12 protein-coding genes are annotated in these 15,650 nt (G+C 55.9%); 6 read left to right on the top strand and 6 right to left on the bottom strand.

The features are described from left to right. Positions 1-97: 97 nt before the first annotated feature. Positions 98-841, top strand: a complete 744-nt coding sequence (locus C7H08_RS10520; RefSeq protein WP_106671699.1) for a Nif3-like dinuclear metal center hexameric protein — start codon at positions 98-100, stop codon at positions 839-841. Here C7H08_RS10520 and C7H08_RS10515 read toward each other — a convergent pair whose 3' ends face one another. Beyond that, entirely contained in the window at positions 842-1,276 is a 435-nt protein-coding gene (locus C7H08_RS10515; protein WP_106671698.1) for a Z-ring associated ZapG family protein, read from the bottom strand. It lies immediately after the preceding gene. 236 nt (positions 1,277-1,512) lie between these two features. On the opposite strand from C7H08_RS10515, the gene zapE reads away from it, so the two are divergent. The 5 genes from zapE to C7H08_RS10490 all read left to right on the top strand — a co-directional run bounded on the left by zapE (position 1,513) and on the right by C7H08_RS10490 (position 10,369). Next, complete coding sequence (zapE, locus tag C7H08_RS10510; RefSeq protein ID WP_207768316.1) at positions 1,513-2,610, top strand: cell division protein ZapE; 1,098 nt, start codon at positions 1,513-1,515, stop codon at positions 2,608-2,610. Between the two features lie 110 nt (positions 2,611-2,720). Further along, positions 2,721-3,905 (top strand): thiolase family protein, encoded by a 1,185-nt coding sequence (locus C7H08_RS10505; protein ID WP_106671696.1) that lies wholly within the window; start codon positions 2,721-2,723, stop codon positions 3,903-3,905. Positions 3,906-4,124: 219 nt separating this feature from the next. Further along, positions 4,125-6,026, top strand: coding sequence for a DUF1302 domain-containing protein (locus C7H08_RS10500; RefSeq protein WP_106671695.1), 1,902 nt, complete (start codon positions 4,125-4,127; stop codon positions 6,024-6,026). A gap of 33 nt (positions 6,027-6,059) precedes the next feature. Beyond that, positions 6,060-7,421, top strand: coding sequence for a DUF1329 domain-containing protein (locus tag C7H08_RS10495; protein ID WP_106671694.1), 1,362 nt, complete (start codon positions 6,060-6,062; stop codon positions 7,419-7,421). A 272-nt stretch (positions 7,422-7,693) separates the two neighbouring features. After that, on the top strand, positions 7,694-10,369 hold the full coding sequence (locus C7H08_RS10490; RefSeq protein ID WP_188445152.1) for a LuxR C-terminal-related transcriptional regulator: 2,676 nt from the start codon (positions 7,694-7,696) through the stop codon (positions 10,367-10,369). Positions 10,370-10,395: 26 nt separating this feature from the next. On the opposite strand, the gene C7H08_RS10485 is transcribed toward C7H08_RS10490, so the two are convergent. The 5 genes from C7H08_RS10485 to yacG form a co-directional block, all read right to left on the bottom strand. Then, entirely contained in the window at positions 10,396-11,292 is an 897-nt protein-coding gene (locus C7H08_RS10485; protein WP_106671693.1) for an acyltransferase, read from the bottom strand. Positions 11,293-11,325: 33 nt separating this feature from the next. Beyond that, complete coding sequence (locus C7H08_RS10480; protein WP_106671692.1) at positions 11,326-12,258, bottom strand: glucosaminidase domain-containing protein; 933 nt, start codon at positions 12,256-12,258, stop codon at positions 11,326-11,328. Positions 12,259-12,343: 85 nt separating this feature from the next. Then, positions 12,344-14,563, bottom strand: a complete 2,220-nt coding sequence (locus C7H08_RS10475; protein ID WP_106671691.1) for a hypothetical protein — start codon at positions 14,561-14,563, stop codon at positions 12,344-12,346. A gap of 135 nt (positions 14,564-14,698) precedes the next feature. After that, the gene (locus tag C7H08_RS10470) at positions 14,699-15,259 is read right to left on the bottom strand and encodes a YfaZ family outer membrane protein (protein ID WP_106672078.1); all 561 of its coding nucleotides are present in this window, start codon (positions 15,257-15,259) and stop codon (positions 14,699-14,701) included. A gap of 168 nt (positions 15,260-15,427) precedes the next feature. After that, a complete protein-coding gene (gene yacG / locus C7H08_RS10465; RefSeq protein WP_106671690.1) occupies positions 15,428-15,616 on the bottom strand; it encodes a DNA gyrase inhibitor YacG in 189 nt (62 codons plus the stop codon). Positions 15,617-15,650: the final 34 nt, after the last annotated feature.

Raw genomic sequence — 15,650 nt, 5'->3', positions numbered from 1 at the left:
GCCGAAGGAGCGTTTTTTGGAAAGCCCTGCCAGCCCCTTACATTGCACGAAACCTGAAGCGCCGGTCCCCGATCCCCCAAAGCCAGGAGGCGTAACCATGGCAAACCGCAACGACATCCTGAATAAAATCAACGAATGGCTCCAGCCAGAAAACTTCCAGGACTATTGCCCAAACGGCCTCCAGGTGGAAGGAAAGTCGGAGGTTAATACCGTCATCACCGGCGTCACCGCCTCCCAGGCACTCATCGACGCCGCCATCAAACAAAACGCCGACATGATCCTCGTCCACCACGGCTACTTCTGGAAAGGCGAAGACCAGACCATCCGCAGCATGAAGAAAAACCGCATCAAACAGCTACTCGACAACGACATCAACCTCGTCGCCTACCACCTCCCACTAGACGACCACCCCGACTACGGCAACAACCGCCAACTGGCCGACGTTCTCAACATCCAGAACCCCCGCCCACTGGGCGGCCTGCTCTGGCAAGGCGAATTGCCCGAGCCCATGGCTCCTGAACACTTCGGCCTTTACATCGCCCGAGCGTTGAATCGTCAACCACTGCACGTAGGCCAGGGCAAAGCCGAAATCAAAACCGTCGCCTGGTGCACCGGCGCCGCCCAAGGGTTTATCAATGCAGCATTGGACGCAGGCGTGGACGCCTACATAAGCGGAGAGATTTCAGAACCGACCACCCACACAGCCAGAGAGTGCGGAATCCACTATTACGCCGCGGGCCATCACGCCACTGAGCGGTATGGCGTTCAGGCACTGGGTAAGGCAATTTCAGAAGGGTTTGGGGTTGCTCACAGGTTTATCGATTGCGACAACCCGGTGTAATTAAGCCGGCCGCTTTTCGCCTTTTCTCAGACCGTAATCCTCGGCAAGAGTGCCCTTGTCTTCAGGATCATCCTTAGGCGCATAATCCCGTGGCGGCTCGGATGTTTCACTATTGCCATGCTCCAACCGGCCTGATGAATCCTGGCCAACCTGATCCATCCAGTCCTCGTCATTGCACAGCCGGTTCGCCCCGCGTGCCATATGCTGATTCACATCACGGTAAGCATCATTGAACCGCCGCAGCAGCTGTGAAGACTCCATAAAATGCTCGTTCACCTGCGCCTGATAGCGAGTAAACTCACTGCGCAACTCATCAATTTGCTGCTCCGCCCGGCGCTGTCGCAGTGTTGCTCCCTGGCCCGAGCGGCCAAACAGAATCCCGATGACAAGGCCAACTACCAACGCGACAATCGCCGCCAGAATCAGGTTTGTCATAAAAAAATCGTCCTTTCATTGCGTGCGAGTGAGCCAATCCCCATTCGAAGAGTATAACCCCCCAAGTCGATTGCGCCCATGCCGAAACACTGCGCCAATCGTCGTATTGCCCCAAAGCCCCCGCGGCGTAGCGAAAAAGCGCCAAATAAGCGACAATACTACGCCCTGATTCCAATACCATCCAAACCCGGGAACCCCTGATGACAGCAGCCATGTCCTCCGAAACCGAAGCGAACCTGACCCCTTGGGAACGTTACCAAAAGGATCTTGAACGCCCGGACTTTCTCAAGGACCCGGCCCAGGAAGACGCCGTTCGACGCCTTCAGGCACTGTACGACAAACTGGTCGAAGCCGAAAGTGATCGCAACAAACGCCTGACCAAACTCCGCCGCAAACTCAAAAAAGGCATGGAGGCTCCAGTCAAAGGTTTGTACTTCTGGGGTGGCGTAGGCCGTGGCAAAACCTACCTGATGGATACGTTCTTTGAAGCGCTGCCGTTCGACCGCAAAATGCGCGTGCACTTTCACCGCTTCATGCAGCGCGTTCATAGTGAACTCAAAGCGCTGAAGGGCGAGAAGAACCCTCTCGACCTGGTGGCCAGGAAGTTCGCCGATGAAGCCCGCGTGATCTGCTTCGACGAGTTCTTTGTCTCCGATATTGGCGACGCCATGATTCTGGCAACCTTAATGGACGGCTTGTTCGGGCGAGGCGTTACCCTGGTGTGCACCTCCAACATCGTGCCCGACGGACTCTATAAAGATGGCCTTCAGCGTGCCCGCTTTCTGCCCGCGATCGAACTTGTCAAAGCACACACTGACGTGGTGAACGTCGATGGCGGTGTCGATTACCGTCTGCGAACCCTGGAGCAGGCCGAGCTTTATCACTGCCCGCTGGATGATCAGGCCGATATCAGCCTGCGCAACAGTTTTGACGCGCTGGCCCTTGAGGTCGGCAAGCACAGCAGAAGCATGGAAATAAACGGACGCAAGATTCCGGCCCAGGCCCATGCTGACGACGTGGTCTGGTTCGACTTTACAGATGTGTGCGACGGCCCTCGCAGCCAGAACGATTACATCGAAATGGCTCGCCAGTTCCATGCCATCATCGTCAGTAACGTACCGGTGCTGGGGGGTGACAAGGACGACCAGGCCCGTCGCTTCGTCAACATGATCGACGAATTTTACGATCGAAACGTCAAAGTCATCATCTCCGCCGCCGTCCCGATCACCCAGCTCTATTCCGGCGGCCGCCTGAGTTTCGAATTCGAACGCACCGAATCACGGTTGTTGGAGATGCAATCCCAGGAATACCTGGAAGCACCCCACAAGCCTTAATCAGCGGGTCTCGATCTACGGGTCGATCTACGGGGTCTGTCCCCGAAGGAGACTGACCCCAATCACCAAGAGCCGAGCCAAAACCAAATATCAAACAGAGAGGTCACAACATGAGCCAGGACAACGTAGTCATTGTCAGCGGTGTACGCACTCCGATGGGTGGATTCATGGGCAGCCTTGCCCCGGTGTCCGCCCCGGAATTGGGTGCCATTTCCATCGCCGAAGCGGTCAAGCGCGCTGGCCTGCAGCCGACCGACATTCAGGAAGTGATCATGGGCAACGTACTGCCCGCCGGCCTGAAGCAGGGCCCTGCACGCCAGGCCATGCGTAAGGCGGGCCTGCCGGACAGCACCGGTGCCACCACCATCAACAAACTGTGTGGCTCTGGCATGAAAGCTGCCATGTTTGCTCATGACCTGATCAAAGCCGGAACCAACAACGTCATGGTTGCTGGCGGCATGGAAAGCATGTCCAATGCGCCCTACGTGCTGCTTGGCGCCCGCCAGGGCTATCGCATGGGGCCTGGCCAGGCGCCGCAGGATCACATGTTTCTGGATGGCCTTGAAGACGCTGAAACAGGCCGACTGATGGGCGCTTTTGCGCAGGAAATGGCGGACAAAAAAGGCTACACCCGCGAAGAGATGGATCAGTACGCCGTTACTTCTCTGACCCGGGCAAAAAAAGCCATCGAAGAAGGTCTGTTAAAAGACGAGATCATCCCGGTTACGGTCAAGACCCGTAAAGGCGACGTGGTTGTTGAAGACGACGAGCAGCCTCACAACGCCAACATCGAGAAAATACCCACCCTGCGCCCGGCCTTCGCGAAAGACGGCACGGTAACTGCGGCCAATGCCTCCTCTATTTCAGACGGCGCCTCTGCCCTGGTACTGATGCGCGAATCCGAAGCCGAAAAGCGCGGGCTGAAGCCGATGGCACGAATTGTTGCCCACAGCACCCAATCCCAGCACCCGTCCGAATTTACCTGCGCCCCGGTTGGCGCGATTCAGTCACTGCTGGAAAAAGCCGGCTGGAGCAAAGACGAAGTTGATCTGTTCGAAATCAACGAAGCTTTCGCCATGGTCGCCATGATGCCAATCAAAGAGCTTGGCCTGGATCCGGAAAAGGTCAATATCCATGGCGGCGCCTGCGCCCAGGGCCACCCGGTAGGTTCTACCGGCTCCCGTTTACTGGTCACACTGATGCACGCCCTGAAGCATTATGGCAAGAAAAAAGGTGTGGCAGCTTTGTGCATTGGTGGTGGTGAAGCCACGGCCATGGCGATCGAATTGTTGTAACCGAGCCGAAGTGGTTGCACTCCCGAATCTTGTCTATAGTGAGGGAGTGCGAAAACACGGCGGGATAGAGAGTGACAGCAAAATCATACTTTTGACTGATCAAAGCCCCGAAAGCCCTTAGCTATAGTGCAAGCATCACGGCACTGTATGCACAGCCGCCAAGAGACCAAACCAGAACAACCGAGCAGCGACTCAGAACAACAACGGAGTAGGCTTCCAATGACAAGAAAAACTCAACCGTGGCAGCGCTGGACCAAGTTACCACTTGCCGTCGCCATCGCCGCCGGCGTATCCGCCCCGGCTTCTGCTATTTCCTTTTACATGGGTGATGTCGACGCGCAGTTCAATACCACGCTGTCAGCTGGTGTGGGTTGGAGAACCCAAAACCAAGACAAACGCCTGATTTCGCAGGGTAACCTTGGGCCGGAATACGCGCCTGTTTCTCAGGGTGGTGATCCGGATTTTGCGAATATCGGCGCATCCACAAACAACTACGACGACGGTAACCTGAATTTCGACAAGGGCGATACCTATTCAAAAAATGTCAAAGGCAACAGTGAGCTGTTCCTGGATTACGCTGTCAACAGCAACGTGCTTACCCGGGTGGGTGGCTTGATACGTGGCCGTTACTGGTACGACTTTGAGCTCAAAGATGAAAGCCGCGCCATAGACGATGTGGGCCAGCAGAGAGAGCTTAACGACAGTGCTAAGGGCAATGCGTCCGGTGGGGAGATTCTAGATGCTTACATTTTTACCGACTGGTATTTTGGCAATACGCCTGTCAGTGCCCGTTATGGTAAGCAGGTAGTTAGCTGGGGTGAAAGCACGTTTATACCGGGCGGCATCAATACTATTAACCCGGTTGACGTTCCCGCCTTTCGTGCTCCCGGCTCCGAGCTGAAAGATGCTTTGTTGCCGGTGGAAATGTTCTATGTGTCAGCGGGTCTTACTGAATCGGTTACCGTAGAAGCCTTCGTACAGGCAGACTGGGAGCCCATACGCCCTGACGATTGTGGAACCTTCTTCTCCACTAACGATTTCGCGGCTGATGGGTGCGGCCCTGTTTTACTGGCGGGTCAACTGTCAGACTCGCAAGCACTGGCGCAGGGCTTTGTGGCGCCTCGTTTAGCCGATAAAGAGGCCGACTCCAAAGACCAGTTTGGTGTAGCGCTTCGCTGGTATGTGCCTGCCCTTAATGATTCCGAGCTAGGCTTTTATTACATTAAATACAATAGCCGATTGCCCTACGTAAGTGGCGTTGTAAGTGACCCAGGCGCAGGGCAGAGGTTCCCCTCTTATTTTATTGAGTACCCTGAAAATATTGATCTATACGGTGTCAGTATCAATACAACAGTATCGGGCGGTTGGTCTTTGGGCGCCGAATACAGCTTTCGTGACAACGTCCCGTTGCAATGGAACGCATTTGAATTGCTTACCGGTGGTGCGCAATTTCTCAAAGGCGACGGTAGCGGTGAACCATTCAGTCTTTTGGCACAGCAGCGCGTGAAAGAAGCTGGAGCTAGTAACATCAGCGAGTTGAGTGGTCAAGAGGTTGACGGGTATGACCGTTTTGGTGTGTCACAGGCTCAGTTCACTTTGATCAAATTCTTCGATCAAGTGATGGGTGCCAGTCGGATGTCACTTATAACGGAGTTTGGTGCAACTTACGTACATGATCTTCCGAGCTATGACGAGGCCCGATACGGTCGTTCAGGTACTTTCGGCAACGGTACAGTTTCTGGAGTTGACGGACGAGATTTGTGTGTTGACAATTCGCCGCAATCAGGCACGAACATCAACACCAACTACTGCAACAACGAAGGCTTTACAACCTCATTTTCATGGGGCTACCGTTCGCGTCTGGTCTGGGATTACCCCAACGCCTTTGCCGGCATTAACTTGTCACCTCAGTTGGCCTGGAGCCATGACGTGAAAGGTTATTCCCCGCAGCCAGGTGGTGCGTTTAACGAAGGCAGCAAGGCGATTGGCCTGTCGCTGCAAGCTGTTTACCAAAACAGAATCACCGGCAACATCGGCTATACCAACTTTTTCGGCGGCAAGCCGTATAACGAGTTGACCGACCGCGATTTCGTGAGTGCTAGTGTTTCCTACTCATTCTGATACGGACCGAATTCGTTCAACGAGGTAACTTAAATGAAACTGAACAAGAAACTACTGGCTACAGGCGTACTGGCTGCAAGTCTCGTCGCCGGCCAGGCCTGGGGCGCGGTTTCTGCAGAAGAAGCAGCCAAACTTGGCAATACTCTGACACCAATGGGTGCCGAGCGCGCGGGCAATGGCGGGGATATTCCTGAGTGGACCGGCGGGTTGGCAACGCCGCCGGCCGGCTACAAGGGTGATGGTATCTACCTAAATCCGTTCCCGGATGAGCAGCCGAAATTCATCATTAACCAAAGCAATGTAGGTGAATACGAAGACAAGTTGTCACCGGGCCAGGTAGCGATGATTCGCCAGTATCCGGATTTCACAATCCCGGTTTACACGACTCACCGTACCTCCGTTTACCCGCAAGACATCATGGATGAGACCGTTAAGAACGCGACCCGTTCTGAGCTGATTCAGGGCGGCAACGGCATTGGTGACTACGCCAACGCAACACCGTTCCCGATGCCTCAGAATGGTCTCGAGGCCATCTGGAACCACATTACGCGCTACCGCGGTGGTTCGGTGCAGCGTAACGTGGGCCAGGTGACTCCTACCGCAGGTGGTGCGTTCTCCGTAGTAAAGTTCCAGGATGAACTGACCTGGAACAGCTACCTGGACGATTACACGCCGGGTCAGGATGACAACGTACTGTTTTATTTCAAGCAAGCCATTACAGCACCGGCTCGACTGGCTGGTAACGTACTGTTGGTTCACGAGACCCTGGACCAGGTTGCAGAACCTCGCCGTGCGTGGATCTACAACGCCGGTCAGCGTCGGGTTCGTCGTGCACCACAGGTAGCTTACGACGGTCCGGGTACGGCAGCGGATGGCCTTCGTACATCTGATAACTTTGACATGTTCAACGGTGCACCTGATCGTTACAACTGGGAGCTGATTGGCAAGAAAGAGATGTACATTCCCTACAACTCTTACAAGCTGGTTGACCGTAGTCTCAGCTACTCCGACATCGTCAGGGAAGGTCATATCAATCAGGACCTGACACGCTACGAGCTTCACCGTGTGTGGCATGTGCGCGCAACCCTGAAAGAAGGTGAGCGTCACGTTTATGCCCAGCGTGACTTCTATCTTGACGAAGACTCCTGGCAGGCGGCCGTAATTGATCATTACGATGGCCGTGGTGAGCTCTGGCGCGTAGCCGAAGCCCACTCTATGCAGTTCTATGATCAGAACGTGCCCTGGTATGCCATTGAAGTGCTGTACGATCTGCTCTCTGGCCGTTACCTGGCCCTTGGCCTGACCAACGAAGAAAACGATCCGTACAACTTCGGTGTTTCCCGTCAGTCCCGGGATTACACGCCGTCGGCTCTGCGTCGTGCCGGCACCCGGTAACGAACAGGCTTTGAAGGTAATGATGCGGCGGGCCTTTCGGGGTCCGCCGTTTTTTTTGAGTCAATCGAAACCTCCGCGTTAAAAATCCGCCACTGAGTCACTTTTTACACGTCAAAATTTTGCAGCTAACCCCGCCTTTAGTTTAACCTTCGTCTAAACTACTCATACTAAAGGCGTACCCGATGCAGGGCGCCAAGCCAGAATTCGTGAAAAGAATGATCTTTTTACACCGGCCAGTCTCCCAGACTGACTCGGTTTCAAAGGGGCAGTGCGTGAAATCCTATAATGATGGCTGTGCAGCCAACGACGAGTTTCAGACCGTAAATAACGGGCTCCAGCATGGCGAGCTGGTGCGTGACCTCATGGAGCAGCGGTTACAAATGCCGGCTATTCCTGAAGCGAGGCTTGTTCGGCCAGAGTTTGACCAGCACATTCTGAGTGCGCTCGCACCTAAAACACTCCTGTTTCTTGAGGCCCCTAGCGGTTACGGAAAAACGCTATCATTGATCAGTTCGCTGTCTGAAGCCACTGAGACAAACGTGCGCTGGGTGACCCTCAACGCCGGTGACAACGCACCGTCCCGATTGCTGTCGTTGCTAGAAATGGCACTGGATTTACCCGATTATGCCCCGCCGACGGGAGGCACCTTTGAAGATCATCTTTCGGTTCTTCTGGCTGCCAGAGCCCGAAAAGTCTCTGTGCAAAAAGACGTCCTGGTACTCGACAACCTGCACAACCTGACTAACCCTGCGGTGGTTGGACTGCTACACCAGTTGACCTCCCATCTGCCGGAAAATCTTAGCGTGGTTATGGCCTCGCGTTTGCCGCTACCATTTGAGTGCCATACTCTGGAGCTGGATGGCTGTTATCACTCGATCGGTACTGAGCAGTTAGAATTAACTCGCTCTGAAACCTTTGAATTCTTCCAGAAGGCACGCTCTGAAAGCCTGATTACCAGTGTTTCTATTGATCATCTCTACAACCTGACGGAAGGCTGGGTAACACCGCTGGCGCTGTATCGCCGGGAGTTGATGCGTGGTGACGAAAGAAAGCCTTTGCATGAAACGCCGTCGGTGGAGCGATTCCTGAAAGATTCCATTCTCACCCGGCTGTCACCAGCGCAAGCCAAAAGCCTGCGCATGATGGCGGAGCTGGAGAGTTGCTCTGATGAGTTGTTTATGGCCCTGGATGGAGCATTCGCCGAGCAAGGCATGCCACCGTCAGTTGCGTCAGAGCGCGGCTTGCCGCTCAGGCAGGTGCCTGGCCGTGGCCGCTGGTACCGTTTAAATCCCTTGCTCCGGGCCTGGTTGCAAGCGCCTGTAATGACCGGATACGCCACCCGTATGCTGATGGCAAGCCGCTGGTTCAGCCAGCGAGAGCAGTTTCCGGAGGCGTTGAAGCATGCGCTGTTGGCCGGAGAGAACGATGAGGTGATTCGTATTGCTTCTGAGGGCACAGAGGCGTTGTTGTTAGGGCAAGACACGGCCTCTTTGCTGACCTTGCGCAAGAGTATCCCGGCCCGATTACTGGAGCGCAGTGCTCGCTTACGCATTGTCTACGGCTGGGTCCATGCCATCGGCGGCCAGTTCCGCCAGGCCCGACAGTTACTCGAAAGCTTCAGCCCGACCGACTGGCAGGAACAGGAAGCTCGAATCTGTGCGTTGAAGGCTTTTATCCTGCGCGGAGAAGGCTTTGTTGAGCCTGCTCTTGAAATGGCCGATAAGGCGCTTGCGGGTGGGGTTCTATCAACTCAGGCGCAGCTGGTTACCCAGATTGTTCGTTCCAGTGCCCTGTGCGCCGCCGGGCGGTTTCAGGAAGCACGGGATGCCAATCGCACCGCTGCCAAGCTGGCCAGAGAAGCGGGCGATTCCGGTTCAGAGGCTTTGGCCGTTTATGCCCATGCCAGAATCGAGCTTGGCAAAGGCGCCCTCAGCCACGCCGAACAGCTGCTTCGCACCGGCCTGGATACGGCCATGCAGGAGCTCAGCCGGCCCGCCAGAATCGGTGAAACCCGCTTACAGCTGAACCTGGTGCTGGTGCTCTGGCATAAAGGCCGTTTAAAAGAGGCGGACCGGCTGCTGGTCAGCTGTGCTCGCCACGCCGAGCAGACCCGTGATCTCGGTTTGTTGCTGGCCATGGCACTCAGGGTGTTGATGTGCCGTGCCCAGGGGCGGATGGATGATGCCTTTGTCTGGATAGGCCGGGCCGAGCGCACCATGCAGGCCTGGCAAGTGGATGAGTCGCTGTATCTACCGGTGCTGGAAGCCCTCAAAGCCAGTTGCTGGCTGGCCTGCGAACAGCCGGAGAGCGCCGCTCAGGCGTTAGAGAAACTGGCCCCTTACCGACAGGACGGCTGTGTACCGGAATTGTTCCCGATGATTCCGGGCCTGCTCGATTGCCTGCAAGTGCGCATTGATCTGGTCAACGGTGATTTGGTGCGTTCCCGTGAGCACCTGTCAGACGTCTATCGTCGTTATGCGGAGGCACTTCCGTGGGGCTTACAACTGCATGCAGGTTTGCTTGATGCGGTGTTGCTGACCGAAGAGAAAGGCCTGGCAGCGGGCAGAAGGCAGTTGGAGAGCGTGATCAGAGAAGCGGCGAGAGAGCATTTCATCAGCCCGTTCGCTGAGCTGATGCACGAGCTCCGGCCGTTGATGGAAAAGAGCTTTCATGGTCTTGAGCCCTGTCCATTCACCAAAGCGCTTGGGGAGCTGTTCGGCATTGAAACCGGTAAAGATGCTGTCGAGACCCTGGCAGAACCCATCAGCGATCGGGAGCAGGGGGTTCTTGAATTGATTGCCAAAGGATTGTCGAATCAGGAAATTGGCGACAAACTGCATATTTCCCTGCACACCGTGAAAACCCACGCGCGCCGGATCAATGCCAAACTGGAAGTGAAATCACGAACCCAGGCCATTGTCCGGGCCCGCGAGCTGGGCCTGTTGTAATCAGGATCGGTCATCACGACCGGTAATCAGGCCTCGGCTTTCAGTTCGTCAATCCGGGCATCCTTTTCGGCCCAGATTTGGCTGACCCAGCGCTGGAAATCTGCCCGCACTTCACGATGGCTTTCGTAATCCATGCCCAGGAACCGTTCAGGTACTTCGCGGGTGCGAACGTCCACAATGATCCGGCGCACCCGGCCACACAAATAGTCCCAGATGCCCGATCGACCATCCGGGTAAACAATGGTCACGTCCAGCATGGTGTGAATCATCTCGCCCATGGCGCCAAACACAAACGCGGTTCCCCCGGCCTTGGGTTTGAGCAGGTTTTTATACGGTGAGTTCTGGCGGTCATGCTTTTCTGGCGTAAAGCGAGTGCCTTCCATGAAATTGAAAATGGTCACCGGGGTATAGCGGAATTTCTCGCAGGCAGCGCGGGTCGCCTCGGTGTCTTTCCCCTTAAGCTCGGGCCGCCTGGCGATCTGCTCTTTGGTATGCCGGTGCATGAACGGGAAGTCCAGAGCCCACCAGGCGACGCCGAGTAGCGGTACCCAGATCAGCTCTTTCTTCAAAAAAAACTTCAGCAACGGAATCTTACTGTTAAGTACGTACTGAATAGCCGGTATGTCGCTCCAGCTCTGGTGGTTGCAGGTTACAAAGTACCAGTGCTTGCGGCTCAGAGCCTGAACCCCCCGAACATCCCACTCCACTTTGTGGAACAGGTCCATCAGGGCGTTATTGAAGCCGATCCAGTATCTGGCGATACCGTTGACCACCAGAGTGCAGCCTTTGCGAATCGATGTGATGGGGATCACCAGTTTAATGATCGCAAAAAATAGCAAAAATGGAAGAAACACCACGGTATTCAGCAAGATCAGCAAAACTACCAAGGCACCTTTCAGCGGCGCGGGCAGAAAATCAAGCATAAGTTAGAGTCTCTGTCTGTTCAGTTATTACGCTCAGCCTTCAAACGGACTGGCGACGCTGCCTTCGGCACCCGGCAAAAGCGTAGTGTCAGCATCGGCGGAGGCCAGGCGCTCGAAAATGTTAGGTGAGCGATTGCCAAGGAGGGCGCGAAATTCCCGGTCGTAAAACTCAAGATTGTTGTACCGAATCATTGAGCGAATTTCTTTTATATAATCTTCGCCCCTTTCGGAATAGCCGAGCAGGCCTTCCGCAAGTTCAATGCCAGACAAGGGTTTGTCGGCCTGGCGATCCTGCAGGCGTAAGTCCCGAACCAGCTGGTAGGTGGGGTGTCGGTTCAGGTTCTGGATATAAGAGCGAACGGACTGATAGGGCGAGGAGAATTTGGCCACTTCGTGATTGGCACCCTCCACGCGGCTTTGAGGTACCAGACCGCAGCCTTTGCTGAAGCACCACTGGCCGAACAGGTTGTTACCCTCGAGGGCGAAGCGGGAGGTACCCCAGGCCGATTCATTGGCTGCCTGTGCCAGAATCAGGGAGGGCGGAATGACATCCAGGCGTTTGCGCAACAAAGCGAACTGCTCCAGGCTGCCAGTTTCTGCCTCAACGCGCAGTCGTTGGGACTGATCGGAGAGCCACTTCACTTCCTGGTCAGATAGCTCGAATCTTGCGGACAGAGACTCCAGATACTCACGCTCAAGCAGAATGCGAGAGTTTGCCAACACAATTCTCGGGTACAGGAACGAAAAGAAGGCTACCTTACGCTCAGTGGTGTCGCGGTAGCCCGAAAAATCCGGCAGATCCTCTTCGGCCCAGGCCGGCAGTCGTGGGAGCGAAGCCAGAGTAACCTCTCCGTTGTCATTATTTGCCTGGCTGAGACCTGTGCTCGTGGATGCATACCAGGCACCGCCGGCAGCGAACAGAAACAAGGGAACACACAGCATCAGCGCCCGGTTAACAGCAGTCATAAAACCTCTCGTATCTGGTGATATATCAGGCGATATAGCTGGAATTATAACAGGTTATACGGTTACATCCCGATCATTGGTTCTGTCAGTCCTGGTCGGGGATGAGCGTAGCGATCAACAAACCGGTCTGAGGCTGTGCCTCTGCAGCATTCTGGAGCGTTAAAAAGATCTGGTCACCGGTGCCTGTGTAAAAGCCGTGCAGCGTGAGTTCGGTGCCCGTGAGGGTGATGTTTCCATCCTGCGCCTGGTTAACCGTAAACGTCGCATCCCATTGCTGGCTCTCAGGTGTTGAGACGGCGTTTTCAGGTATTTCATGCTGGATACGAAAGCTGTCCGCGGTGAAACTTGCACCGTTCGTTCCATCACCCCCGTCCAGTTCCAGTACACCGTTGTTAATCTGGTAGAGCGTGTTGCTGTCATTGGTCATGGCAACGATGGCACCCTGAACGCGATAGCGGGCATTCGTGGCCAGCGGTGCGGTGGTGGTTTTGGCGGCAACAACCAGGCCGTCGCCCAGATAACTGTTGTTGAGGTTGAAGGCCATCAGCGAACCATCGGGAGTGGCAGCGCCCTGGCCCATGTCTGGCGGGCCGAAAGTGGTGCCGCGCCGGGTTTCAAACAAGCTCAGGCGGCCAATATGTTTGTCATCCTGGCTGACGCGAGACAGGCGATTGGCCAGGTTCCAGGTGTTGTTTTGGCTACCGGTTTCAGCCCGCACCAGCCCAGAAGCGGCACGGGCCAATTGGAAGTGGTTCAGATCAACCGTCGCCGTCAGCTGTTCACCATCTGAGGGCCCGGTGTCCCAGGTGCCATGACCGGTTTCGAACACCACGGGGTCAATAACATCGCCAAACCGCGGGGCAAGATAGATAACGTTGTAAGAGCTGTCCGCCACGGCCGAAAAATCGAAGGCGTCACTGCGCTGAAGGTGCAGTTCAAACACCGACAGGTAATGGTTCTCCAACGTGTCCTGGCGCTTGAGCTTGCCGGCATTGTCTTCCAGGGCGATGGCTTTGCCGGCAGAAAAATAGCTGGCCAGTACGCGATCAGGGCCGCTGCTGTCATCGGCCGGCACGGACGTGAAAGCGTCCAGATGATAGGGATTGCGAGTCCAGCCATTGATCCTGCTGCTGTCTCGGCCCGTGATGCTTTGATACAGGGATCTGCCCGCTAACAGGCGCGCCGGATCGATCTGTTGTTCTTGTAACGGGGGCGTGAGGGTCGCCGCGCCAGGGGCGCTTGAGTGGCTGTTACGTTCCCAGACATCGGAGCTCCGGCTAAAAAAAGTCTGGCCGCCAGTGCCGTCAACGCCATGGATCAGCGCCTGCCGGTCGTAGGGAATGTCAGTCGCCAGCGAGGTCACGTTGATGTTGAACGCCTCAAACGAGGTCAGCGTCAACGCCGGGTACAGGTAGGCGCTGCCGGCGTCTGTCAGTTGCTCTTCCTGGGCGGTGCGAACGCCCCACTGGCCGGCGCCAAAGGCGCTGGGTTCCCGAAAGGTCTGGCCCAGTTCCAGCCCCAGAAAGACCGAGTTGTAGTCCGCGGAACTGGCGCGAATGCTGTCGGAGGTGCCCTGGCCCAGCAGGGCATAAGCCGCCATGGCCTCGACATAGGCTTTGAAGTCCGCCCGGGCATTAAGACTCGCCAGCGCTGATGCGACGCTCGCGTTACTGGCAATATCGATTTCGAAATCATGCACCTGATCGGCCACCGTACCCCAGACATAGCGGTTCAGGCACCGGCTGTTGTCCACGCAGTTCATCACGGTCTGGAAATCGATAGCGTCGTAACCGCCCAGGCCTTGCTCCACCAGGTAATGAGAAAACGGGTTCACTTTGACGTCCCGGTCGGAGTCGGCGGCCAGAGCCTTGAATGTCACGCCCTGATAGGAGGCCTCAATCACCACGTCAGGACCAACCGGCACACCGTTTTCGAACGTCAGGATGATGTTGCCGTCGTCATCGGTTGTGCTGGTGTAGGCTACGGTGCCAAGATCCTCTCGCAGGGTGTAGTCGGTCTGGTAGACCGCCACCCGGTCGGGCACCACAATCTTCAGGTTTCGGCGCGTTGCTTCTGCCTGGGGAGCGACGTTGGCCGGCACCTCCATGGTCACCCGCACCTCGTTGGGTTTTAACCCCCGGGCGTTGCTGGAATCCCCGGTACTGCCGGGACTGAAATCATCCAGGGCATTCACCACATTGCCAAAACGGTTCGGGATCTTCTTGGCGCCATCAATGGCGCTGTCGCCATTGCAGGCCGTCACTAGCAGGGTAGCAACCAAAACGGGGACGAGCTTGAATTTCATACGGAACAATCCGGATTAAAAGTATCCGGTAAGCCTAGCAGTAACGGGGAGGGCAGAGCGTGAGGAAAAGCACGAATCGGTTACCCGGCGCTGAACGGACGCCAGGTAACTGATTCGGGGAACAGAGTGGCGCAATCAGAAGAAAATCTTGATGCCTGCCAGAATGCCTTCGTCCAGATTGATGTCCGGAGAGCCGGCAAAATCCAGTTCCGTGTTCAGATAACGGTAGCCGGCAAACACCTCGGCGTTGCGGATTACCCGGTAGCTACCACGCAGTTCCAGGCTGGTCATGTCATCGGAATCCCCGAATGACAGAATGCTCGGTGCGTAGTGCAGGCTGCCCGTGAAGGACAGGCCGGGAACATCCGGTACGTTGACGGTCGCAAAACCACCTAGGCCGATGGCGCCGCCGTCTACACGGTCGTCGTCCCAGGCAATCCCGCGCATGCCAATACCGGCGGTGGTCGGCAGGTTGCCGATGGCGGTGCGGCCTTGAGCATGAAAATCAATATTGCCGATGTGGCGGCTGCCTTCGTGATAGGTGTAGCCGGTACCCAGTTGCAGTTCATTCTGATTGCCGAAGAAGTTGACCTGCGCCTTGACGGAATCGTTGGTCAGGCTCAAGTCCAGATCACTGGCAAAAACGGGAGTAACGGCCAGAGACAATGCCAAAGCAGAAATGCGGGTTATTTTCATGGGGACACCTTCGTTGCTTTCGTTTTGGATTCGGGCCGGCCAGACCTGCCGGCATCCGCGATCGTTATGATTGTGGCGATGGTAACGACCTGCCAACTGCATCACAACTTAAATGCCGGTAAGTCAACGCAAAGGCGATGCATGGGCCGGTCAGGCGTGTAGCAGATTTTAATGCTGGGTAGTTTCACCGCCCTGGTCCAGATCATCCGGAGACACATTCTCCGCCGGCACACGGTATTCCTCGTTGGCCCAGGCGCCCAGGTCGATCAGTTTGCATCGCTCTGAGCAAAACGGCCGCCAGGGGTTGGCTTCGATCCATTCAACGGGTTTTTTGCAGGTGGGGCATTCAACATTCATATCAAACCGTCCGGGCTGTGGGTCTCTTGCTGGC

Origin of the sequence: Marinobacter halophilus (assembly GCF_003007685.1) — a bacterium.
GTDB classification, from domain to species: Bacteria; Pseudomonadota; Gammaproteobacteria; order Pseudomonadales; family Oleiphilaceae; genus Marinobacter; species Marinobacter halophilus.
The sequence above is the reverse complement of the archived record's forward strand: the minus strand, read 5'-3'. Positions and strand labels throughout refer to the sequence as shown.